The sequence below is a fragment of the Sporolactobacillus caesalpiniae genome, from assembly GCF_040513385.1.
GTDB lineage: Bacteria > Bacillota > Bacilli > Bacillales > Sporolactobacillaceae > Sporolactobacillus.
Genome location: NZ_JBEVCB010000001.1, coordinates 629,692 through 652,852 on the forward strand (window position 1 = coordinate 629,692; position 23,161 = coordinate 652,852).

Here is a 23,161-nt window from a genome sequence, read left to right on the forward strand (position 1 = left end):
GAAAATGATAATAATCAGAGGGTCAATATGCTTTATTGAGATTTTTGATAGAATATTCAGATATTTAATAATGGGGGGGATAATTTAGGGAGAGAGGAGGAAGAGAGGAATTCATAAGTCTTTATGAATTCAAATTGTTAGATCAATATCGATCGAAGTTAACTCATGGACTTCTTGGATAATGGCTTCTGCCATCGACTTTTGATCAAGCGCAGTGCATATTGTAAGTCCTTTATTGACTAACCGAAGACCTTCTTCATGTCGCTTTTCATTCATAAATATAATACCTTTGCGTGCATATGCAAAAGCTAAACCATCATATTTTTTTACAGTTTTGCACTCTCCAATTGCTTTTTCTGCATAATTAGATGCTTCTTTGAACTGCTTGTTTTTAATAAGTAGTACCGTAATATTCAATAAATAAGACGATTTGAGATCAATATTTTTATTGATATATGAAAATCGATCAATCTCATGCAATGCTCTTTTTACAATTTCAATTCCTGTTTCAATAGGGAAAAAGAAAAAAATGCAATTAATTAATTTTAATTCTGTGGAGTACCAATTATCCAATTGTGATAGTCGTTCCCATACCTTCTGAGCAAAAGAATATGCAGGATCAATGGTTTTTTCAGAATGAAGTAACATTGAAGCTTTGCAGACATATTGAATGTCCTTAACTACGTTATCAGAATAATTTTCTAAGTATTTTCCGCATTTATTAATTAGCGAAAGTACACTTGACTGTTCAACATTAGTTGATAGATCGAAAAAGTCGTGAATAATTTCATCTTTCCCATCCAGATGGTACATATTTTGAATGAACATTAGTTCTTCATAGGAAATATCTAGTTGCTTTAATATATGCATAAATTTACCTACGGTTGGCTGCATGTCACACGCTTCTATTTTCGCATAAGTAGCTCGAGACATTTGGTCACCAGCGATATATTTTTGTGTGTAGCGTTTCGATTGACGTACTCTTTTCAATACTTCGCCAAGCTGATACTTCATAAGGCAATCCTCCTAAATGTGTGAGTATATGATACATTTTAATACATTTATGTCGAATCATGCTACGATAAATACATCAAAAGGAGGTGTCGGCCATGTTCAGTCCTGATCTTGTATGGTTCTTTTCCATTGAACGATAAGTTTTTTGTTTGGCTATTGTTGATGCTCCCCTTAATGATAGCATACCTATTTGGACTGCTTTGCAGTCTTCCAATGCCATATTTTCAGCGCATGTTGAAGTACATACGCGCGAGAAAATGGCGTTGGTGGCAGTTGAGAGTTGATTATTGGGTGAACTTGGTCCGATTCGATTCTCAGCTCATTTTTTTGTGTTAAATAGAGACACTATACAGGCACTTACCTGATCACCCGAAATTCATTAATGGTTTAAGAACATCTGTTGTTCGGAGCAGTATAGATTGAATAATGTCAGTTAACAATTAGCAACCACTGATAAATGTGAACAAGACCGAAAAATAAATCCTGTTAACTAAGATCCTGCTGAGATGCCTCTGTGGGATCTTATTTTCTTCAATCAATCGGTAATCCCAATAAATTCCGTGAACTGTACTGGGAAGTATTGTATAGTTAACTTAGCTATATTTTTCTTGAATTATCCACAATGGGGTGTTGCAGTTGGAATTTCACTATCAACTGACTAAGGAAGACTACATCGCTTTCAACCTTAACGCTTATGAGCATTCTTCAGTCATGAAACGCTCACGAATCACGACGCGATTGCTTGCGCTCATCTTCATTATTTTCCCTTTAATCATTTCCCAAATAACCGGCGCGTTTATTGCCAGCTTGTTTTACTTCTTTTGTATCCTTGCGATCTTGTGGTTTTTCATTATCCCAAAAATCTTTTTTCGAAGTGTTCGTCGCAATCTTTCAAAAATGATTGATGAAAAAATGGGTGATCAGTTTCCCATGGATGAACGGCTAGACATAATGGAAGAAGGATTGATCGAGGGTGCCGGATCGAACCGAGAGTATCGTTCAGCATGGTCCGGTATCATAAAAATCACCGATACAGATCATTATCTTTTCTTCTATATCAATCCAATGGCGGCAATTATTTTGCCCAAATCCGAGATTGAGGCGCATGATTTGGGTGAGCAACTTAAAAAAATTATTCCAGAATCCGTAGTAAAAGAATAATTGGGTTCGAGATAACTCACAGGAGGGCTTTATTTGAAAAGAACTGGAGAAATTGCGTTAACTGTTATCGGAGGATGTTTGAACCTCCTAGCTTTGCTGATAGGCATTCGGCTCGTGACTGTAGATTATTCACAAGTTCAAATGCAGTTAAAAGCGGCAAGTGAGGAGCAAAATTTAACGCAGCAACAATTTAATGAGATCGTTCACATTGCTCAATTGGCAGGTGACGTTATTTTGGTGGTTACAATCGTTATTTTTTTGTTAACGGCAATTGGGCTTTTTCTATTGCTGAAAATGAAAAAAGCGAAAACAGCAGGTGTGTTTATTCTCATTGCCGGCGTATTAAGTTTGCCTGAACTGCTCGTACCGGGTATTCTCTTAATTATTGCCGGGATTATGGCGCTTGTAAGAAAACCAAAGCTGCCGATGGATTCTTATGAATCTTAAAATGACAGAAAAAACCGTCGAGGGATTCATTTCTCGGCGGTTCTTCTATTGGTTGAGCACACTGTCTTCAAGATAACCTTTTGTGCTTCCATAGGTTTTTTCAATATGATGCTCTCCCCAAAGACAAAGCGAATGAAGAATATCTCGTAGTGAGTCACCATACTTGCTAAGCTCGTATTCAACTTTAGGCGGCACTTGATTATAGACAATCCGATTAATTATGCCGTCATGTTCAAGCTCTCTTAATTGTTGTGTCAGCATTTTTTGAGTAATATTCGGAATTAAGCGTTTCAACTCACCGGTCCGCTTCTTGCCATGAATTAAATGGCAGAGGATGACCGGTTTCCATTTGCCTCCAATCACTTCAAGGGTTGCTTCTACAGATATATTATATTTTTTTACCACAGCAATTCTCCTTTAGTTACTTTTTAGTACCTACATTACATATAAGTGCGTACTTGTCCTAATAACCCACACTATTCATAATAACATGTGCATACCAATTTAGATAGAACGATATGAAAGGAGTTATTATTTTGACAACAAAAAGAAGTATGTTTTCATTAATATCTTTGGCAATCAGCGCATTCGCTATAGGCACGACGGAGTTTATCAGCGTAGGTCTTCTCCCGTTAATTATGAAGGAATTCAATGTCTCCTATTCATTGGCTGGTTTGACGGTGACACTCTATGCATTTGGTGTTACGGTTGGCGCACCAGTAGTGACATCATTAACTGTGAAAATTCCAAAAAAGGCATTGCTGATTTTAATTATGGTCGTTTTCATCATTGGCAATTCACTTGCGGCAGGTGCGGTGAGCATCAGTATGCTGCTGGTTGCCAGAATCATTTCCTCATTCGCACATGGCGTGTTTATGTCGATCGGATCGACAATTGCAGCGGATGTTGTGGCACCGAATAAACGAGCAAGTGCGATTGCAATTATGTTCACCGGTGTCACTCTGGCGACAGTTACTGGGGTTCCGATTGGTACGTTCATCGGGCAGACCTTCGGCTGGAGAGCTGCTTTTATCATTATTGTCGCGATTGGCCTTCTTGCGCTGATTGCAAACGGTCTGCTCGTTCCGTCAAACTTGAAGAAGTCGCCGAGCATGAAATTCAGGGATCAATTTAAACTGCTCAAAACCGGACCGCTGTTACTTGTATTTGCGATCACGGCGCTTGGTTACGGTGGGACATTTGTTGTTTTCACGTACCTATCGCCACTTTTGGAGAAGGTCACAGGGTTCTCACCAACCTCTGTTGCCTTGATCTTATTTGTTTACGGTGTTGCCATTGCTGTCGGAAATACATTTGGCGGCAAAGTATCGAATAATAACCCGATGAAAGCGTTAATCTACATGTTCTTTTTTCAGGCGGTGGCACTATTTAGTCTATTCTTCACAGCTCCGTTTAAAACGTTAGGTGTGCTTACGGTCGTTCTCATGGGACTATTTGCTTTTATGAATGTGCCTGGACTGCAGTTATATGCTGTTGTCCTGGCTGAACGGCTTGTTCCAGAAGGTGTGGATGTTGCTTCAGCGATCAACATCTCGGCATTCAATGGTGGCGTAGCGCTTGGATCCTTGATTGGGGGACAAGTTGTTACGCATATTGGACTGATCAACACAACATGGATTGGTGCATTAATGGTTCTAGTGGCTGCTTTCATGAGTATGTGGAGCTTTACATTGGATAATAAATACATTTCAAGAAAAGAACTTTGCAATTAATGGAAATGCGTCATTCAAAGAACTATAGTTAAATCAAAAAATCGCTCCTACACTATGGGGGCGATTTTTTTCGTTTGGGAATAAAATGTAGAACCTTATACGTAACTTAGATCGTGCGCGATCGGTGTTTGAAGTCTGCGTTTAATTTCCGCCGGTTCGGATGTATCTGCGAGAATCCACATGAGCTTGGCGACAATTGCCTCGGTATTCATATCACCGGCAGTGATTCCACCGGCTTCAGAAACCTTTTTACCCACTTCGTACAGGGCCATATTCTGTCCTTCCTCGAGGCATTGCGTGGTTATGATAACAGGCAAACCACTCTGAACAAGTTTTTGAACGCCGGAAACAAGGTCACGTTGCTCAAACGGAAGTCCACCGTTTCCGAAACTTTCGATAATTAATCCTTTTGTGTGTTCACTTATAAAATCGAAAAATTGAGGCGTTAGACCAGGAAATGCCTTCAATAAAAAAACATCGGGACAGAGATCCATCTTGCTTTGGAACGGTATGGATTCAAGTTGCGGCCGATAGTCCACCGTGATCTTACCATCACTGATCGAAGCGATATATGGAAAATTGACACTTTTGAACGCATCATAGCTCTTTGTTCTCATTTTAATGGCGCGTGTTCCCAAAATTGCCTTTCCGTCGAAAACGACAAACACTCCGGGTAGATCAGAATGCGCAGCAAAGGTGAGTGCGTCTTTGATATTCTTAGTTGCGTCTGTTTTCTTAAAACTTACAGGTATCTGCGATCCGGTAATCACGACTGTCTTATCGATTCCGAGAAGCAAGTAGGAAAGACCTGAGGCAGTGTAAGCCATTGTATCTGTTCCGTGTGTAATGATAAAACCATCGAATTTATCGCAATTCGCTTGAATAGCACGCGCGATCGTTAACCAATCTTCAGGCTGCATATTCGTGCTGTCCTTATTCATTAATATTTTAAAAGAGATTGTCGTATCTATTTGGTGATGATCTGTAAAATAATGAGCGAGCTCATTCAAGGTAAGACCGGGAGCAAGTCCGTTCTGCTGTACGGTTGAAACGATGGTGCCCCCGGTCGCCAAAACAAGAATTTTCTTCAAAAAATCTTCCCCATTTCAGAACGTAATAATTTTATTATACTGGCATTTACGTCTTCCGTGAAGAAAAAAAGATACCTTTGGCAGGTATCAAAAATGGAGGATTGTTTAGTTCAATACAAATTTTTCCACTGCGTAGGCAACACCGTCTTCTCTATTAGTTCGTGTCACAAACTGTGCCTTCCGTTTCAGAGGCTCGATTGCGTTTCCCATCGCAACACCTAGGCCGGCATAGTCAATCATTGCCAAGTCATTTTCTTCATCACCCAAGGTCATCATTTCCTCAGACGCAATCCCGAGGAATCCGCCGAGCGCTTGCAAGCCTTTGCCTTTGTCCACTTCTTTGTTCAGGATTTCAAGTAAAAACGGTCGGGATTTCATAATTGTAAAACGATCATAATAGCTAGATGGAATTTGACTGATTGCAGCATCCAATATCTTTTGGCTCACGCAGAAAATTGCTTTGTTTGCTTTGAACGAGTCAGAAATGCGATCCATCTTAATATCAGTGAAAGGAAGCGCCTTCATGATCTGGCCATATAAAGATGGCTTGCTTTCAGGGTAGGGAGGGCAGTAGACCTGTTTCAAATCGATGAAGTTCATGGGCACGTCAAGCTCCCGGCTCAGATCATAGATTGAGAGAAGCTGGTCACGTGTCAAAATTTTCTCGGAGATGACCTCACCTGAATGCGTTTGCTGCACGAGTCCGCCATTGTATGTGATCGCAAAATCTCCTTTATCAGTAAGTCCGAGAAGTTTCAAATAGCTTTCAATCCCGAGAAGCGGCCGACCAGTACATAAAACAACTTTAACCCCTTTTTGTTTGGCTGCTTTCAATGCAGTCTGTGTTCGATCGGATATTTGTTTCTTGTCATCGAGCAATGTTCCATCCAGATCGATAGCAATCAGTTTTATCACGATTTCCCCTCCTAACTTTGATCTCCTCCAAGTATACAACCGTCTGCTCACCAGAGGAAAGAAGTGGCGACTTATTTTGCCGGATAAATTGCAAAAACAAAGCAGCTGATCAATTTTGATCAGCTGCTTTGCATGTCTATGGGGTTAGAACGGCAGGACAATTTTCAAGAAGCAAATATAGCCTGTAACGCTGCCAAGCAGCATGCCCGCTAAGACATCTGACGGGTAATGCAATCCGAGGAAGATGCGTGAAACAGCGACGCTGAATCCCACAGGGAGCAAAATCAGACATAGCGACGGGTGAAGCAGAATAAGTGGTATAATAACTGAAAATATTGCAGTAGTGTGCCCCGATGGAAATGAGTGATCCTGTAATGCGTTAATTGGATGGTTCGTTCCATTAAGAATTAAATAAGGACGTTTTCTTGGAAAGCATTTCTTAAAAATTTGAACGATAATATGGCTGAGTGCTAAGGACACTGCGCATGCGACGGCAGTCAAACGTAACTGCCCATGTGCAAAGATTAACAGAAATAAAACGAGCAATATTTCCAATACGGCGCCGCCGATATTAGTAATGGTTCGAAAATATGCATTCCACATTTTCCGTTCGAAATGCTGATTAATTTTCCTGAAAATACGGCATTCCATTTCATATAGTTCATTCATGGGTTGCACGATTAGTCACCTCCTAATGGAGCACGCGTCCAGTCTTTATCAAATGGTGTTACCACGATATCTATTCGACAATGGTCTTCATTTTTTGATCAATTCAATGTGCTTCTTCTATTATTATATAGTAATGTATCGTTATTGAGAAAACATAAACCCATGCTAAAGATTGCGTTAAATTATTTTGCAGGGCAACTATTTGAGCACTTAGTTCTTAGTATAGCGACATCGGCCCAGAATATTAAAATTGAGCCACAGTTTACAAGATTGTTCGTCAATAGTATACTCGATTCAATATATCCCTTAGAAAATACATAAACGACACATTGGAGGAAACGAGACCATGGAATCCAGGTTTGACGTGAGAAATGACCGAGATCTCACTATGCTGGTTGATTTTTATGAACTAACAATGGGGAACAGCTATCTTGAAGAAGGGGTAGGCGGCCAGATTGTTTATTTTGATATGTATTTCCGCAGAGTTCCTGACGGCGGCGGTTATTGTGTTATGGCCGGAGTGGAGCAGCTGATTGAATACCTCGAAAATCTCCGGTTTACTGTAGACGATATTAATTATTTGCGCTCAACAAATACCTTTTCAGAGAAGTTTCTCGATTATCTTTCAACATTCAAATTTTCATGTGATGTATGGGCAATTCCCGAAGGCTATCCGGTATTTCCAAATGAACCGCTTGTGACTGTAAAAGGGCCGGCTATTCAAGCACAGCTCTTGGAGACGATGATTCTTGTCACGATTAACCATCAGACGCTGATCGCGACGAAGGCGAATCGAATCTGCCGCGTTGCCGGAAATCGGCCCGTTATGGAATTCGGTTCTAGACGCGCACAGGGCTATGATGGCGCGATCTATGGCGCTCGAGCGGCGGTGATTGGCGGATGTGCGGCGACGGCTAACACGCTGGCAGGGATGATGTTTGATATTCCGGTATCCGGAACAATGGCGCATAGCTGGGTTCAACTTTTCGACAGTGAACTGGAAGCATTTCGGGCTTGGGCAAATGCCTATCCGGATCAATGTCTTGTTCTGATCGATACGTTCAATGTCCTGAAATCGGGTCTTCCGAACGCGATTCAGGTTTTTAAGGAATTACGGGAGAAAGGCCATGAGCCGTTGGGTATCCGAATTGATTCCGGGGACATTACCTATCTGACGAGAAAGGTCAGAAAAGCTTTGGATGACGCCGGGTTCCCGAAAGCGGTCATTGTCATTTCGAATTCACTTGATGAACATATTATTAAAGATGTACTTGCTGAAGGCGCGAAGATCGACTCTTTTGGCGTTGGCGAACGGCTGATTACCGCGCGTTCGGAACCGGTGTTTGGCGGCGTCTACAAACTGGTCGCTGTTGAGAAGAACGGCAAGATTATTCCTCGAATTAAAATTAGTGAAAATGAAGAAAAAATTACGAATCCAGGATTCAAGAAGATCTATCGCATTTATGATAAAGATGCGGATAAAGCGATTGCCGATTTGATTTGCGACGATTCGGAGACGATTGATGAATCAAAACCACTTACTTTATTTGACCCTGTGTTTACATGGAAAAAGAAGAGACTGAAACGCTACAAGGCGGAGCTGCTTCGGAAACAGATTTATAATCATGGTAAACTGTGTTATCAGAATCCTTCCGTTAGGGAAATACGTGAATTTGCACAGGAACAGGTACAACGTCAATGGGCGGAAGTGCTGCGTTTTGAAAATCCGCACCAATACTTCGTGGATCTTTCTTGGAATGTTTGGAATGCCAAACATAATCTGTTGAATAGTTATTCAGAGGAATTCAGCGGTAAGTAAATCAATAAAAAAAGTCTCGGGAAGCGGACTGCCGCTTCACCGGGGCTTTTTTTATTGATTACAAATGGAACGTGTTTTTTATCTTTTGCGCAACTTGTGCCGCACTCATATTTGTGTTGTTAATCCTTAAATAATTTGCTTCTCTTATTTCACCTGGTTGAGAATTCAAACGATAGTGACCGATTGATTCAAGTAAATTTTGCTCAGATTGCTTAATGTTGCGCTTGGTCGGTTTTTCCGCAAGTCTGTCCGGCATTCGATTTCGTTCCAGACGCACGTTGACATCTGCTTCCAATTCAACAAAGAAAATCGTCGCGCCTGCCGCACGGAAAATTCGGCACATTTCATCGACATGCGTCCAGTCTTCGGGTTCACTAAATGCCCATACGGTTGTGAAGATGATGCCATTCATGCCGCTTGCAGCAGCCGATTTGAAAATTTCCTTTCGAAACATGTGGCAAAGTCGCCACATCTCCGGCGTAAAACCAAACAAGGGGACAAGTAAATCAATGGTCATATGATTGTGAAAGAGCTTCAGATCAGTTATCTTTGCTAGTTCTTTGCCGACAGTCATTTTTCCTACAGCCTGCGGTCCGAAAAGAAGGATAAAATTCATCACCATTCCTCCAGCTTTAATAAACTTTTATAAGGTTACATTTTGAACTGGTTTTTGTTTGCGATGTCCGCGCTTCATGTGGATCGATTGATAAAAGCAGTAAATACCGGTGCAACTGAAGAGGATATAGAGAATCGCCATTCCATAGGAAGGGAGAAACGCGCCGATGATAACACCGAGCGAACCCATTATTTTTGCCCCTTGAAAAACAAGTCCGTAAACAGCCATATATGCGCCACGTACATTTTCCTGAGCCATTGATGCGAGCATGGTTTGGCAGTTCGGCACATACATAAGTTCACCCAAGGAAGATACAAGGAGCATAAACGCGAGCAACAGCCAATGATTGCTGAATGCGAGTGTTATATAACCTGAACTATACAGGACAAGACCGACGAAGAGGACATGATTCGGGCGGTAATGCTTCATCCATTGATTGACAACCAAAGTGAAAACGACAATGAGCAGTGTGTTTTCCACGCGCAGCCAGCTGAGCAATTTCAGGCCGTTAACGGATTGGTTCAGGATTAGTGTGTGAAATTCTTGTGAAAGCCGAATCGCAATATAATTGTTCATTTGAAATTCAAGCGAGAGGATCAGCAGATGAGCGAGACAAAAGACAAGAAAACGTTGGTCCAACGTAACGATTTTGTAACTCTTTCCCATATCTCTTAAGAGCTGAACTACAGATGTCGCCTGGTTTTGCGTCGAACTCTGACGATGGCTTTCGTGTATAAAAAAAGCGAGCAGTGCAAAAACAAAAACTGAAGTCAACGCTAAAATGACAAACAGCATGAATCGATGGCTGTTAAAATATAAACCGCCGATAATCGTGCCGGCGGCGATTGAAAGATTGACCGACCAATAGTTGACACTGTACATAAATTGCCGATTTTCTTTGGTACTTACGTCAATGAGCATTGCTTCTGCAGCCGGATTCATTAAACCGCTGCTGATGCTCTGAAGCAGCATCATCGCGAACGTGATTCCCGGTGACAGGATCCAAGGTGAGTTAACCGCGGACATGATGGTAAACGCAGCAATTTGAATCCCTTGTGCAAGGATCATGACCTGCTTTCTTCCGAAGCGATCGGAAATGTAGCCACCAAAAAAGCTTGTGATCAATGAAGCGATGACATTGAGCAGTAAAAGAAAACCGGCCATGGCTGTACCGAATTCCTTCGCAAAGTAGATCGCCATAAACGGGAAAACCATATTTCCAACGAATCGCGAAATGAAAGAGGTCAGAAGCCTAATTCTAATATTGGGATGCAGTTCCATGAATGTGTTCATCTCGGTCATCTCCTAGTGATTGTGAAGCTGTATGACTATTGTTCTATAAAATAAATCATGAAAAAAGTGTAGAATAGAATAATTAATTTCCCCTTTTTTATGAACTAAGTCGAGTACAATGGAGCCAGGGAATGAAAGAGGGTGATCGAGTGAATGCGATCGATTATTATACAGAGCTGTACTTAGCTAAAGTTCATGGATTTCAAAAGCAAGTGGAGGCAAGTATCAGTGAATGTGCAGCTGTCTTTTTCTGCTCGGAACGCAACGCGAAGCTGGTCATTCACAAAATGGAAGATCTGAATTGGATTCGTTGGACGAGCGGATTAGGGCGTGGAAATAAATCACAGATCTTATTTCTAAAGGAGCTCGATCTGTTCGTTGATGAGCAGATCAGCACGCTTGTTCAAACGCAACAATTAGATAAAGCGCTTAAATTCATTCAATCACACGCATTACCAGAATCCTTGGCGGATCATTGCTACAAAAGGATAACACAGGAATTTGGGTATCAAACGGAAAAAAAAGAAACGCATGAACGCGACATTCTTCGTATTCCGATGAGGAGGCAGTTAGCGACTCTAGACCCCGCTTTTGCCGCAATCACCAGTGAATCTCATATTGCTCGGCAGCTATTTGATTGTTTAGTAAACTATAATCTAGAGTCGAATACATTTGTGCCTCATCTCGCTCATTCATGGGAGGCGTCATCAGATCGAAAGAAGTGGACGTTCTATCTTCGCAAGGGAGTTACCTTTCATCATGGCAAAGAATTGTCTTCTAAAGACGTATTATTCACCATTAGGCGTATCTGCAATCCGGCGAATCAAGTGCCGTGCCGATGGTATTTTCGATCAATGAGCCATGTTTCAGCAGTTCATCCTTATGTGTTTACGATTGCTTTTACCGAACCGACACCGGCTTTGCTCTTTTTTAGTTCATTAAATCTTGCAATCCTTTCTGCCGATGTTGGGTTTGATCCAAAGCATATCATTGGAACAGGGCCTTTTAAAATCGTAAAATACACGAGTCAGCAGCTTGTTCTTGATCGTTTTGCCGATTATTTCAGCGTACGTGCATTGTTGAATCGCGTTGAACTCTATTATGCACCTGATCTGATCAGCTCGCAGAAAATTTATGATGTCCCCAATACGCAGCGACAGTCGGCCATTCATGAGGAAATTCATGAGGATATTGGAAGCAATTATATCATGTTTAATTTTAAAAAAAGAGGGCCGCAGCAGGATTACTGGTTTAGAAAGACAATCGATCTGCTCATTGATCGTCAAGCGATGATTCGTGTACTAGGCGGCAACCGCACCCGAATCGCGACTAGTTTTCTTGAAATGGAGTCAGGAGAATCGCTGCGCCCAACTGTTACAGATGATCAAGTAAAGCAATGTCTTTCCCGCAGTCATTATGATGGGGAGATGCTTAAATTCTACTATTTTGACCACCATCCAGTGAAAATGGATGCGCGATGGATTCAGGAACGAGCAGCTCAAAGCGGAATTGTTTTTGAAATCTATCCATTGTCGATGACCGATTTCTATAGTGAGCAGCTTATTCAGGATGCGGATTTGGTACTCGGCGGAGAGGTACTGGAAGAAAATATCGAACTTGGTATCGCTCACTTGTTTCGGGATGAGAGCAGTTTAATTCGACGAATGATCAATGACGAACAAGCGTATCGGATTGACCTTTTCATTGATCAATTTCTTCAAGTAAGCAATCAAGCGGAAAAGTGCAGAGTCTTTCATCAACTTGAAGACTATTTAAAGGATGAAAAACTACTAATCTTTATGTATCACAACTGCCGAGAAATTACGTTTCATTCGGCTTTGGAAGGTATTCGGCTTAATGCGTTCGGTTGGGCTGATTTCAGTAAATTATGGATTAAACCTGACATAGTGCAGGAACATGACTGATTAAGGAGAATACAATGAAATTTATCTCATGGAATGTTAACGGATTTCGCGCATTACAACGAAAGATGGATGTGTACGCATGGCTGCAGGAAACCGGAGCCGATGCGTTCTGTATTCAGGAAACGAAACTGCATCAGGATCAGATTCAGTTTGATACGCCCGGGTATTATCAATATTGGAATGATGCGGTTCGCAAAGGCTATTCTGGCACAGCGATCATTACAAAAAATGAACCTTTGAATGTAACCTATGGGATGGGCATTGAAGAACATGATCAAGAAGGACGCTTAATAACGCTTGAATACGAGAACTATTTCCTAATCACTGTCTACACACCTAATGCGAAGCGTGATCTGACGAGACTAGGATACCGGCTTGAGTGGGGGGCTGCATTCACCAATTACATAAAGGGTTTGGATCAAATCAAACCGGTCATTTTTTGCGGGGATCTGAATGTCGCCCATCAGGAGATTGATTTGACTTATCCTAAAAATAACAATGGCAACTCCGGATTTACTCAGCAAGAACGTGATGATTTTACTACGTTGCTAGACAATGGCTTTGTTGATAGTTATCGCTCGCTTTACCCGGAACAGACAGGTGCCTATTCATGGTGGTCGTTTCAATTCAATGCCAGACAGAGAAATATTGGATGGCGAATTGATTATTTCGTTACCTCTCGGCGGTTGAAAAGTCAAATCGTTGACGCGAAAATTCTTCGGGATGTCATCGGTTCGGATCATTGCCCGGTCGAACTCGAACTGAGTGAATAATACGGAAGACATGCGGGAAGATGAAACTTAATAAGTTTTAGTGCGGCTATCTTTATTTGAGAGAGAAAAAACATAACAATGGAAGGACTGTTGTTCATGAGTGCCTTTGATCCTTTATTTCAATCACTAGAATTACCAAATGGCGTACGTTTAGATAATCGGTTGGCGATTGCTCCAATGACTACTTGGTCAGGCAATATCAATGGAACGGTATCCGATCAAGAAATCGCTTATTACGAGCGGCGCGCGCGACTTTCCAGTCTCTTCATCTCTGCGTGTATTGCTGTATCTCCAACAGGAGTTGCCTTTGATCGGCAGTTCATCGCCTTTGATGATGCTGTACTGCCGAGATTGAAAAAAATGGCAAAAGCAATGAAATCCGGAGGAGCTAAAGCGATTCTCCAAATTCACCATGGGGGAAGCGAAGCAAAAAAAGAATGGACGCTCTTCGGACAAACGTTAAGCGCGAGCGCTGTACCTTCCTACTCGGATCCGAATCAAGTACCTGAATCAATGACTGAAGAACAGATCGAAACAGTCATCGAAGAATACGGGATCGCCGCGCGGCAAGCCATTCGAGCGGGATTTGACGGCGTTGAAATTCATGGAGCCAATCATTATTTAATTCAGCAATTTGTTTCCGCACATTTTAATAAGAGGACGGATGCATGGGGCGGCAGCCTTGAGAAACGGCTGCGCTTTCCCATTGCGATTCTTGATGAGGTGCGCTCTATTGCGCAGACATATGCAGATGATTCGTTCATTATCGGTTACCGATTTTCTCCTGAAGAGATGTTTCATGATAAAGGCTATGATTTGCAGGATACCTTGAAGCTTGTGGACAGTTTAATCGAACATGGTGTCCATTACCTACATGTTTCTCAAGGTGACATCAGCTCCTTGCCTCACGGACACCAATCAGATGACCAAACAATCGTCCATCAGTTGTCCGCACATATACACGGCAGAGTTCCATTGATTGCCGTTGGCGGAATTCATTTTCCTGATCAGGCTGTTTCCGGATTAGGCGATGGAGCCGATCTGATCGCACTTGGTCGTGAGGCGATTATTGATCCCGATTGGACGGAGAAGGTTCGCACAGGTAAGATTGACCTAATCAAAAGCGCGCTTGATCTAAGCGCGCAGCGTGAACTCGTTGTTCCGGATCGCTTATGGTCGATCATCACCACGCGAAGCGGCTGGTTCCCAATTGAAAAGAGTGAATAAAAAAACAGGAGCGGATAACTCATTCGCTCCTGTTTGCTCATTTAATCGCATTCTGATTTGCCCATTCTTCCAATTCAATGATCGCATGATAAACCGTATCAACGGTACATTTCATTGGATGCATATGGATGAGCGATGTTGGCTTTAATACCGCTACGGCAATTTCTCGAATCTCATCGTTGGTCAATCCTCCTAAAGAGAGATCTCCGAGAGTAACTGGGAGATTGAGCGCTCGATAGAAAGGAAGCAGACGTTTCATTTCCGCATAGTTCTTTTCAATCACGAGCTCAACCATAACGCCATACGAAACCTTGATGCCATGAAGCAAATGATGGGTTTCCTGCCTGATTGTCAACGCGTCGTGCACCGCGTGAGCAGCCGTCGCGCGTCCGTATTCATCACCAAATCCCGCAACAAGACCGCTAGCCATAATGTTAGTTTCCATGACCTGAATCCAATCATCGGAGAGCTTGCCGTCTCGCATGTCTTGAATGGCGTTCTCTGCGTAGTTCAGGGGGATTTCAAGGCATTGCCGCGCAGCCTCGCGGGAGAAGAAAAGAGCCAGACTTTTACGATCTGCTTGTTGCAAGAGCAGGTCGGACTCATACCACTTGGCGATGGTGTCTGCTACGCCGGCAACGAAATAGTCGATTGGCGAGTCTAAAATCACACGTGGGTCAATGAGGACGAGGCTCGTTTGCGTTGGATAAATTTCGTGACCGATGCATTCGCCGTCATCTTTGTACAATACGGATAGGCAGGACCATGCGGCACAATTACTTGCCATCGTTGGAAGCAAAATAATGGGAACAGCTCCGGCTTTATATCCGGCAGCTTTTGCGGTATCTAATACTTTTCCACCGCCAAGACCAACGATCGCGTCAAGCTTCTCGTTTTTTATCAAGTCAATCATTCGCTGAATCTCATTTTTTGAACATTCACCGTTAAAAACAACATCAACAACTTTAATTCCCTGTTTTGAAAGATCAGGCAGATAGGCAGCCGCCTTCGCCATTGATTTTGTTCCATGAAGAAAAAGAACACGTTTGATGAAACGAGCTTTGAGTGCGGATACAAGTCGATCATACGCACCAACTTCTGAAATGTATTCTTGTGGAGCGATTCTTGATACTAATTGAAGTGCCATTTGCATTCTCTCCTTAATACGTACCTTTTCCTAAGCAGCTAATTATAAAAGCGATCAAGTCGTGAACTATATATTAGTCGTTTTTTGCCTATTCTGTCAATGAAAACAGACTGAAAACTCTAGTGAAATTCACTATTTAATAATGCAAAATTAGTATCGTTTTCATTCAACTACTGATCGAGCCTTTAAATAGCTATCGATTTTCGTTTTCACTATACTTATAGGTGAATGATTAAGATAGGAAGACGGGTGATTGCAGTTGAAGAAGATTGTTTTCGGTTTCGATGATGAGTTTTATTTGCCGCAAGCTGAATTAAAGCAGCTGAAAGAGAACTATATGAACCAGTTTCAATTTGTTGAACTAATGAATGACACCATTCCGGAAAATGTGTCGATTGAGGATGCAGTGGCGTTCATTGGCGGACCATCAAGTGCATTGCTTCAAAAGATGCCGCATTTGCGCTGGCTGCAGCTCCCAAGTGCAGGAGCGAATCATTTTGCGCGCCATCCTGACCTTGCGAATGATGTGATTCTCACAAATTCAAGCGGTGTTTTTGGTGTATTAGGCGCAGAGCACACCATAGCGCTGGTTCTTGCTTTGACAAGAGAATTGCCACTATACGTACGACAAACGGAACGCCATCTCTGGAATTTAAGTGATCATTGCTTGCAAATTGACGGATCAACAGTCGCGATAATTGGTTATGGTGACATTGGTTCGGAAATCGCGCATCGTTTAAAAGCGTTCGGTGCACGGATACTTGCAGTAAAAAGAACGGCAGGTAAGGTACCGAAGGACGCGGACGCCGTTTTCGATTTGAGCAAGTTTAAAGAGGTATTGAGTGCGTCGGACTTTGTTATTAATGTACTTCCCTTAACTAAGGAAACGGAACAATTGTTTAATACAACGTACTTTAATTACATGAAAAAAGGCACTATTTTTATTAATGTCGGACGCGGAGGCACAGTAGATGAGAATGCTTTGATTGAAGCCGTGGAATCGGGCAGAGTCGGAGGAGCGGCACTTGACGTTACAGCTCAAGAACCGCTTCCGAAAGAAAGTCGTCTATGGGATCTTCCCAATGTCTTGATCACCTCACATTCATTAGGTGCCGGTCCGGGGAAATATAAGAAAAGAACAGACTTGATCATAAGAAACCTGGAAAAATTCAGCAACGGACAACAGCTGGAAAATAGTGTGGATCGCAGTATTGGCTATTAATGATCAGCAGCTCTAGTAATCAATAGAAGAAACATCGTAAAGTCTCCGCGTAAGCGGAGACTTTTTTTTGCAAGTAAAGAAAGTTTATTATTTTGCACGTTTTCAAACCAATAGACCAGTGTCTTGGCCGAGAATCAAAGCGGAGGTACGAGGGCGCCTGCGGGATTAGGTGCCGGCGAGACCCCGCAGATTTCTGCCTGTTTGAGGAGGCTCGCGGTGCGCCCGCGGCAAGCGAGTAACCGAAGCGGCGATTCAGCACTGAAAAGACACAAAACCATCACACATGGCTGGAGATTAAGGACCGGGCGCTTTTTGCCCGGTTTTTCTAACGTTACTTTAGACCTATTAATCTAGTAAATATTTCAACCGAAACGAATATGTAACCTAATTTTGTCGGAAAAACATGAACTGTGTTGGTATAATAGGGATAGTGTTGAATTTCGAAAGATTTATAGATATGTGTAACCTGAATTTATAATCGGTATATGCTTGCTGAGCATGGATAAGGAGTCCGGTAGATTGAAAACAACAAAGATGAAAGTGATCGGCGCAGTATGTCTCTCCTGCTCCTTGATTTTGGGCGTTGACGGTGGGGCGGCTTTTGCGAATACTCAAGCTCAGCTTAACGACAAGTTAAATCACGTTCAGAACCAACAGCAAAATAACAAAAAGAAATTGACGTCCTCCAAAAAGAAGCTTTCTGAAAACCAGACAAAACAGGATTCGGTAGTCGATAAAATTAAAGCCTCAGAGAAAAAAATTAACTCAATGAATGTAAAAATTGATCGCACAAAAGAAACAGTCCGGCAAAATCAGAAGGATATCATTCAACTCAAACAAGCGATCAAGAAGATTGACAATCGTATTAAAATTCGCGGGCAATTATTGAAGGGGAGACTGCGCTCCATTTATATGAATGGCGGGGCGGTTAGTTACTTGGACGTACTGATGGGGTCCAGGAGCTTCGGCAATTTCCTGGATCGCATGCTTGCATTAAAAACGATCACTGATCAGGACAATCGAATTATAACTGATCAGAAAAAAGATAAAAATAATCAAGTGACAAAGAAGAAGAAACTTCAAGCGGTTCTCGTTCAGACAACAAACGGGCTGCATAATTTGCAGACAATGAAGACAAACCTTGATCAAGAAAACGATAATAAGCAAAGTTTGCTTGAGGAATTGAAGAGTCAAGCATCCGATATTGAAAAAACCGTCATGTCCTCAAATGAACAGACAGGAATTCTGAATGCGCAAGAGGCAGTCATCAAAAAGCAATTGGCTGATCTTGCCGAACAGCAGACACGAGAAAAAGCGCGTGCAGAAGCAGAAGCTAAAGCAAAGGCCGAGAAGGAAAAGGCAAAGAAGGAAAAAGTCGAAGCGGCAAGACCAGATTCCAGTCAGCAGGTCACGGTTGAAAGCAATCCGAAAACCTCCGCAGAAACGGTATCGTCAACGAACAATTCAACTGAAACGACGCAGACAAATTTTATTAAACCAGCGGCAGGATATATTTCTTCAGGGTTTGGTTATCGTTCTTTCGACAATGGATTTCATCCTGGGATTGATATTGCAAATAGTTCCGGCACACCAATTCACGCGGCAGCAGATGGTATCGTCTTCAGAGCTTACAACTCATCAAGTTATGGAAATTGTGTTATGATTTCGCATTTTATTAATGGACAACTTTATACCACTGTTTATGCGCACATGTCCTCGATCAATGTGTCTGATGGACAGAGTGTTTCGCAGGGACAGGTCATTGGAGCGATGGGCAGTACCGGTGAATCCTTTGGTTCACATCTTCATTTTGAACTCTATGTAGGCAGCTGGACTCCGCCGCCGCACAATGGCGCAGTCAACCCGGAGAACTATATTAGATGAATTAACATATTATTACTTATAAGAAAGGCCGTTCAGATTATGTTCGGCTTTTTTTTAATACGTAGAGGTTACAAGTGGTTCTGTATCAGCATTCCATGCATAAGGTTAGGATGAACGCGACTATCCGGATTCTATGGATGATTGGAGCTGATGATCACGAATAACCAGAAAATCTGTGGTGTAATTAATTTATCCGAATCAATTGACGCGACATTACCTTTGACTGAGCATCGTCCGGTAGCTGGTTTGCCCTTTTGCGGCAGATATCGCTTGATCGATTTTCCGTTATCGAATCTTGCATCGGCAGGTGCTGATTCGATCGGTATTTTCATGAATGATCGATCGCGTTCCATCTATGACCATGTACGGAGCGGCAGTGATTGGGATCTAGACGGGACGCGCGGCGGTCTCTTCTTTTTCACTCCGACGATCGATCGGCCGACATATGGCAGGGTGAAAGAAGACCTTTCAAATTATTACGACAATCTTGAGTTTATTGAAAAGTCTGGAGCAGATTATGTACTCATTATGGGCTCAAGGATGTTGTGCAATTTGGATGTGAATGCCCTTTTGCGTTATCATCTCGAGCAAAAAGCTGCGATCACGGTTGTTTATAAAAAAATGCATCGAATGGAATCAAGTGGCTTGCGATCGACGAGTCTTGTGTTTGGTAAAGACGGGTGCGTGAATCAAATTGTATCCGAGGCAGAACAACAGGATGATCAGATAGCGAAGAATATGGAAATCTATCTTATGAATGCACGCTTGTTCGCAAAATTGATCCGATGCTGCACCGCGGGGAATGATCTTTATCGTTTAAGAGATGCGCTTCATCAATCAGTTTCCGAAGTTCCAACAATCGGATTTAAATATACCGGCTACATGAAGAATGTACAATCGATTAAAGCTTATTATGACGCAAATATGGATATGCTCAAAGACGCGAACCGCACAGCCCTCTTAAACGGGAATCATCGAATCAGCACAAAAATAAAAAATGAGGTACCCGCATTCTATGGCCAAAATGCTGAAGTCTCAGAGATATTGCTTGCCAATGGCTGCGTGATTCATGGAAGCGTTCGGCGGTCGATTCTTTCTAGAAATGTGAGCGTAGCTGCGGGAGCGAAGATTGAGGGGTCGATTCTTATGGAGGGCTGTGTCATTGGTGAAGGCGCTTGTCTGGAAAATGTCATTATGGATAAAGAGACCTATGTTGCGCCCGGATCTAAGGTTATTGGTTCAAAACTTAACCCCATTGTCATTGAAAAACATCAACAATCTGTTTAGAAGTGTAGCTATAGTTCTTGGTGTCAAATAGTTGGTCAAGCCTGCTTTAGGTAGATGAGGTAAACGTTATCCGGAAATTTGGCGAAGACGAGTTTTCTAAAAAAAAGTTTGGGTGCGCGAAAAATGGGGTAAAAGTAATGAAAAGGGACTAAATTAGTTTACGAGGAGGGAAGCTGATGAGAAAATTGATCTTCTATACCTATCCGAGCTGCACGTCTTGCAGAAAGACAAAAGGCTGGCTGAAGGATCATCAGATAAGTTATGAGGAACGGCATCTTTTCCGAAATCGTCCGGATGCTCAAGAATTGATGGAACTTATTAAATTGTCGAAATCGGGTGTTGAAGATTTACTTGCAACGCGCAGCGCAATGTATAAGCAGTTGACGGTCAACTTGAATGATATGCCGCTTAGCGAAGCTCTTCAGCTTCTTTCCAATGAACCTAAATTATTGAAGCGTCCTATCATTACCGACGGGAAACAATTGGTTGTCGGTTACCATCAAGAGGATCTTAAAAGACTCACGCAGAATGGTGAACGGGAACATCAGAAATCAATGGGATAGTTTGAAAAGATGCGGGATGAAGTAATGAGCACATTTTGCTAACGATGAATTTTAGCGTGATTTAAAATGAAAGGGCGTCTCAAAAGTCCGTTTTTGACTTTGAGACGCCCTCTTTTGCGACATAAATTATGAATCAAGCGAGAAAAATCGGAGCGCAGTATAAGTTATATTGTGCCCCTCTTTTCGGGATAACCGCCCGCGCGTTGTGAGAAGTGTTTGCAGATTTTTTATAAGAAAAGAAACTATATCGTTTTGCCTTGCCGGTACGACGATATGGTCATAAGATTCGGATGGACGATTAGGTAAGCCGCCCAATCTAACCTGGATCCCCGTTACACATCACTAGGTAGCGGGATATCTAGAGCCGTATAAATAGCCTTCTGAGCGGTCAACATTTCGCCCACCCTTAGTGCCTGGCATGGGGATTCAAAGGCTTCGATCACATCTAATTTATCGAATAAAGATTGAATCGTGTAGTCTTTGAAAAGTTTTTTGGTCTGCATCTTTTTCTTAATCTGAGCAAGCAGGATCAAACCAACAAAAGCCACAAAAAACTTTCCGTCTAAGGTAGCTTCTGATGAAACCAACATGCGACGCAAGTTCAGCCGCTCTTTGATATCCCCAAAGCACTTCTCAATGGGATCTTTTCCCCGATAAAGTTCGAGGGCTTGTATCGCATCCATTTTTTCATTGGAAATCAGTGAGAAATACCCGTAGTACCGCTTAGCCTTCTCGACCATTTGATGATTCACAGTAATTTGAACACCTCGTTTTGGTGTTGATTTTACCGTGAAATACTTTTTGTAGAAGGCTTCATGTTCCGGAATGCGTTTGCCGGTTTTCAGTTCCTGATGATGGCGCATCAGCTTGCGATCAAATTTCTTCTGATCTTCAGCCGCCTGATCAACATTGTAGTACAGATGCAGATAGACGCGGCGCTTCTCTTTGAGCGTATCTCCTTTATATGGCCGATCCTGCGTATAGTCCCAGTCCGTCCTCACCGTCACGGCATAAAGATCATACTGCTCATCCAAATTTTCGAAGGTATCCAGCGTGTCATAGACTTGATCGAGCTCGTGACGCACCCAAGATAATGAGGTGCGGACAGCGATCAAAAACTTCAGATGTTCCTTCATCAAAGCGTTGATATTGGCCGCACTGTAAAAGCCTCGATCCATCACCAGCTTGACCTTTTCAAAACCGAGGGTTTTGAAATCGCCTAAAAGATTCACAACCGTTTTGACATCGGGAATATTCCCAGCCAATTTCCGATAATAGAAAGGCAACCCGCTGGTTTCGCCAAAGATGAGGGCTAAGTTGATTTGAGGAAGACGATCATCTTCCTTGTTCTTGCCATAGGCGACCTGTTTGAGCACTTCGGAATAGCTCGAGATACTGGTCGTATCATAAGCCCAATACTCATCCTCATGACAACGCTGCTTGCGACGTGAGAAAAACTGGTTCTTGCCCGCTTCAGAGATGTATGAAAAAACCGTACTGCTGCGCTGAGACGTCACATTTTTCCCGTACGGATGCTTATGTAAATGATCCCACTTCTCAAAACGAGTCAAAGGGTTCGGATGTTCCAAAATCATATAATAGGCAAGTGACAGAATCTGTTGATAATACCTCGGGAAACAGGCCTTGAGATCCTCGGTAAGTCCCAGCTGTTCACCGATTTGATCCAGTAAATAGGTGGCTCCATAAAAAACACGCTTTGCTTCAGCAACGGGAGTGGGACCTCGTTGGGGCTTTTCTTCGGATGTTTGCCTGCGTCGTTTCCCTCGCCCGTCTGTAGGGATTATTTTTCCCGTCTTTTCATCGACACGTCCAATGAGTTTACGCCTTGAACGCGGTTGTTTCTTCTCTTTATCCCAATAAGATTCCGATTCATACGCATAGGTGAGTCCGCTACGCTTGTCTTTTTGCCTGATGATCGCCATTTTTAGCCACCTACCTAGTGATGCAATTATAACACATCACTAGGTTAAAGGGAAGCAAAAATATCCCCAAATCCCCATGTAATCAACCTTTTTGAAAATTTCGGGAAAATCATAGTGTGGAGATACGGGAATCCAGGATCTAAGAAATAAACGGAAAAATTCCGCTTATCGCATCGAAAAACGTGAAAATAGAGGGCTTTTCCGTGCATAAGCGGAAAAATTACCCTTATTTACCTGTAAAACAAGCACCATGATGCAAATAGCCGGAAAATCTCCGCTTATTTTATTCCGGCCGCGTTACTTAATCAAGGATCAAAATGATTATTTTCCATTTTAAAATAATGAAAAAGAAGGGATGCAGTAACTGAGTGTGGAATAGTTAGTTAACCCTGAATCTCGGAAACAAGCCTGTTTTCTTGAACAAAGCGAAAG

General features: G+C 42.3%; 20 protein-coding genes. 11 read left to right on the plus strand and 9 right to left on the minus strand.

The genetic code is table 11. The features are described 5' to 3' along the window. Positions 1-129 precede the first annotated feature (129 nt). Positions 130-1,014: a helix-turn-helix domain-containing protein gene (locus ABWW58_RS03160; RefSeq protein WP_353867787.1), complete on the minus strand. Its 885-nt coding sequence runs from the start codon at positions 1,012-1,014 to the stop codon at positions 130-132. 636 nt (positions 1,015-1,650) lie between these two features. On the opposite strand from ABWW58_RS03160, the gene ABWW58_RS03165 reads away from it, so the two are divergent. Together ABWW58_RS03165 and ABWW58_RS03170 are read left to right on the plus strand one after the other, a co-directional pair. Next, positions 1,651-2,175, plus strand: a complete 525-nt coding sequence (locus ABWW58_RS03165; protein WP_353867788.1) for a YcxB family protein — start codon at positions 1,651-1,653, stop codon at positions 2,173-2,175. Between the two features lie 33 nt (positions 2,176-2,208). Then, complete coding sequence (locus tag ABWW58_RS03170; RefSeq protein ID WP_353867789.1) at positions 2,209-2,622, plus strand: DUF4064 domain-containing protein; 414 nt, start codon at positions 2,209-2,211, stop codon at positions 2,620-2,622. Positions 2,623-2,667: 45 nt separating this feature from the next. On the opposite strand, the gene ABWW58_RS03175 is transcribed toward ABWW58_RS03170, so the two are convergent. Beyond that, positions 2,668-3,027: a winged helix-turn-helix transcriptional regulator gene (locus ABWW58_RS03175; RefSeq protein ID WP_353867790.1), complete on the minus strand. Its 360-nt coding sequence runs from the start codon at positions 3,025-3,027 to the stop codon at positions 2,668-2,670. A 149-nt stretch (positions 3,028-3,176) separates the two neighbouring features. On the opposite strand from ABWW58_RS03175, the gene ABWW58_RS03180 reads away from it, so the two are divergent. After that, complete coding sequence (locus tag ABWW58_RS03180; protein WP_353867860.1) at positions 3,177-4,355, plus strand: MFS transporter; 1,179 nt, start codon at positions 3,177-3,179, stop codon at positions 4,353-4,355. 95 nt (positions 4,356-4,450) lie between these two features. Here ABWW58_RS03180 and ABWW58_RS03185 read toward each other — a convergent pair whose 3' ends face one another. The 3 genes from ABWW58_RS03185 to ABWW58_RS03195 all read right to left on the minus strand — a co-directional run bounded on the left by ABWW58_RS03185 (position 4,451) and on the right by ABWW58_RS03195 (position 7,030). Beyond that, on the minus strand, positions 4,451-5,446 hold the full coding sequence (locus tag ABWW58_RS03185) for an asparaginase (RefSeq protein ID WP_353867791.1): 996 nt from the start codon (positions 5,444-5,446) through the stop codon (positions 4,451-4,453). A 105-nt stretch (positions 5,447-5,551) separates the two neighbouring features. Next, positions 5,552-6,361 (minus strand): sugar-phosphatase, encoded by an 810-nt coding sequence (yidA, locus tag ABWW58_RS03190; RefSeq protein ID WP_353867792.1) that lies wholly within the window; start codon positions 6,359-6,361, stop codon positions 5,552-5,554. Between the two features lie 144 nt (positions 6,362-6,505). Then, positions 6,506-7,030 carry a phosphatase PAP2 family protein gene (locus tag ABWW58_RS03195; RefSeq protein WP_353867861.1) on the minus strand — a complete coding sequence of 175 codons (525 nt, stop codon included), beginning with the start codon at positions 7,028-7,030 and terminating at the stop codon, positions 6,506-6,508. 346 nt (positions 7,031-7,376) lie between these two features. Here ABWW58_RS03195 and ABWW58_RS03200 point away from each other — a divergent pair, with 346 nt between their 5' ends. Further along, positions 7,377-8,849: a nicotinate phosphoribosyltransferase gene (locus ABWW58_RS03200; RefSeq protein WP_353867793.1), complete on the plus strand. Its 1,473-nt coding sequence runs from the start codon at positions 7,377-7,379 to the stop codon at positions 8,847-8,849. Positions 8,850-8,907: 58 nt separating this feature from the next. Here ABWW58_RS03200 and ABWW58_RS03205 read toward each other — a convergent pair whose 3' ends face one another. Both ABWW58_RS03205 and ABWW58_RS03210 read right to left on the minus strand, forming a co-directional pair. Further along, the gene (locus tag ABWW58_RS03205) at positions 8,908-9,465 is read right to left on the minus strand and encodes an ATP-binding protein (RefSeq protein ID WP_353867794.1); all 558 of its coding nucleotides are present in this window, start codon (positions 9,463-9,465) and stop codon (positions 8,908-8,910) included. A 27-nt stretch (positions 9,466-9,492) separates the two neighbouring features. Continuing rightward, positions 9,493-10,758 (minus strand): MDR family MFS transporter, encoded by a 1,266-nt coding sequence (locus ABWW58_RS03210; RefSeq protein ID WP_353867795.1) that lies wholly within the window; start codon positions 10,756-10,758, stop codon positions 9,493-9,495. 131 nt (positions 10,759-10,889) lie between these two features. Here ABWW58_RS03210 and ABWW58_RS03215 point away from each other — a divergent pair, with 131 nt between their 5' ends. The 3 genes from ABWW58_RS03215 to ABWW58_RS03225 all read left to right on the plus strand — a co-directional run bounded on the left by ABWW58_RS03215 (position 10,890) and on the right by ABWW58_RS03225 (position 14,683). Then, on the plus strand, positions 10,890-12,683 hold the full coding sequence (locus ABWW58_RS03215; RefSeq protein WP_353867796.1) for an ABC transporter substrate-binding protein: 1,794 nt from the start codon (positions 10,890-10,892) through the stop codon (positions 12,681-12,683). A gap of 14 nt (positions 12,684-12,697) precedes the next feature. Further along, on the plus strand, positions 12,698-13,456 hold the full coding sequence (locus tag ABWW58_RS03220; RefSeq protein WP_353867797.1) for an exodeoxyribonuclease III: 759 nt from the start codon (positions 12,698-12,700) through the stop codon (positions 13,454-13,456). A 96-nt stretch (positions 13,457-13,552) separates the two neighbouring features. Beyond that, positions 13,553-14,683: an NADH-dependent flavin oxidoreductase gene (locus ABWW58_RS03225; protein WP_353867798.1), complete on the plus strand. Its 1,131-nt coding sequence runs from the start codon at positions 13,553-13,555 to the stop codon at positions 14,681-14,683. A 37-nt stretch (positions 14,684-14,720) separates the two neighbouring features. On the opposite strand, the gene ABWW58_RS03230 is transcribed toward ABWW58_RS03225, so the two are convergent. Then, entirely contained in the window at positions 14,721-15,830 is a 1,110-nt protein-coding gene (locus tag ABWW58_RS03230; protein WP_353867799.1) for an iron-containing alcohol dehydrogenase family protein, read from the minus strand. A 259-nt stretch (positions 15,831-16,089) separates the two neighbouring features. Here ABWW58_RS03230 and ABWW58_RS03235 point away from each other — a divergent pair, with 259 nt between their 5' ends. The 4 genes from ABWW58_RS03235 to ABWW58_RS03250 all read left to right on the plus strand — a co-directional run bounded on the left by ABWW58_RS03235 (position 16,090) and on the right by ABWW58_RS03250 (position 20,786). After that, a complete protein-coding gene (locus ABWW58_RS03235; protein ID WP_353867800.1) occupies positions 16,090-17,052 on the plus strand; it encodes a D-2-hydroxyacid dehydrogenase in 963 nt (320 codons plus the stop codon). 519 nt (positions 17,053-17,571) lie between these two features. Next, the gene (locus ABWW58_RS03240; RefSeq protein ID WP_353867801.1) at positions 17,572-18,936 is read left to right on the plus strand and encodes a murein hydrolase activator EnvC family protein; all 1,365 of its coding nucleotides are present in this window, start codon (positions 17,572-17,574) and stop codon (positions 18,934-18,936) included. A 150-nt stretch (positions 18,937-19,086) separates the two neighbouring features. Next, positions 19,087-20,223 (plus strand): glucose-1-phosphate adenylyltransferase subunit GlgD, encoded by a 1,137-nt coding sequence (gene glgD, locus ABWW58_RS03245; protein WP_353867802.1) that lies wholly within the window; start codon positions 19,087-19,089, stop codon positions 20,221-20,223. 176 nt (positions 20,224-20,399) lie between these two features. Next, positions 20,400-20,786 (plus strand): Spx/MgsR family RNA polymerase-binding regulatory protein, encoded by a 387-nt coding sequence (locus ABWW58_RS03250; RefSeq protein ID WP_353867803.1) that lies wholly within the window; start codon positions 20,400-20,402, stop codon positions 20,784-20,786. A 332-nt stretch (positions 20,787-21,118) separates the two neighbouring features. Here the strand turns inward: ABWW58_RS03250 and ABWW58_RS03255 are convergent, their stop codons facing one another. Beyond that, positions 21,119-22,729 (minus strand): IS1634 family transposase, encoded by a 1,611-nt coding sequence (locus ABWW58_RS03255; RefSeq protein WP_353867804.1) that lies wholly within the window; start codon positions 22,727-22,729, stop codon positions 21,119-21,121. Positions 22,730-23,161 lie beyond the last annotated feature (432 nt).

What these genes read in the sequence shown, in the direction of transcription:
- ABWW58_RS03255 (WP_353867804.1), bottom strand. Translation starts at nt 22,729, where the DNA reads ATGGCGATCATCAGGCAAAAAGACAAGCGTAGCGGACTCACCTATGCG.
- ABWW58_RS03205 (WP_353867794.1), bottom strand. Translation starts at nt 9,465, where the DNA reads ATGAATTTTATCCTTCTTTTCGGACCGCAGGCTGTAGGAAAAATGACT.
- ABWW58_RS03210 (WP_353867795.1), bottom strand. Translation starts at nt 10,758, where the DNA reads ATGAACACATTCATGGAACTGCATCCCAATATTAGAATTAGGCTTCTG.
- ABWW58_RS03230 (WP_353867799.1), bottom strand. Translation starts at nt 15,830, where the DNA reads ATGGCACTTCAATTAGTATCAAGAATCGCTCCACAAGAATACATTTCA.
- ABWW58_RS03225 (WP_353867798.1), top strand. Translation starts at nt 13,553, where the DNA reads ATGAGTGCCTTTGATCCTTTATTTCAATCACTAGAATTACCAAATGGC.
- glgD (WP_353867802.1), top strand. Translation starts at nt 19,087, where the DNA reads ATGATCACGAATAACCAGAAAATCTGTGGTGTAATTAATTTATCCGAA.
- ABWW58_RS03200 (WP_353867793.1), top strand. Translation starts at nt 7,377, where the DNA reads ATGGAATCCAGGTTTGACGTGAGAAATGACCGAGATCTCACTATGCTG.
- ABWW58_RS03160 (WP_353867787.1), bottom strand. Translation starts at nt 1,014, where the DNA reads ATGAAGTATCAGCTTGGCGAAGTATTGAAAAGAGTACGTCAATCGAAA.
- ABWW58_RS03220 (WP_353867797.1), top strand. Translation starts at nt 12,698, where the DNA reads ATGAAATTTATCTCATGGAATGTTAACGGATTTCGCGCATTACAACGA.
- ABWW58_RS03195 (WP_353867861.1), bottom strand. Translation starts at nt 7,030, where the DNA reads ATGAATGAACTATATGAAATGGAATGCCGTATTTTCAGGAAAATTAAT.
- ABWW58_RS03180 (WP_353867860.1), top strand. Translation starts at nt 3,177, where the DNA reads ATGTTTTCATTAATATCTTTGGCAATCAGCGCATTCGCTATAGGCACG.
- ABWW58_RS03250 (WP_353867803.1), top strand. Translation starts at nt 20,400, where the DNA reads ATGAGAAAATTGATCTTCTATACCTATCCGAGCTGCACGTCTTGCAGA.
- ABWW58_RS03215 (WP_353867796.1), top strand. Translation starts at nt 10,890, where the DNA reads ATGAAAGAGGGTGATCGAGTGAATGCGATCGATTATTATACAGAGCTG.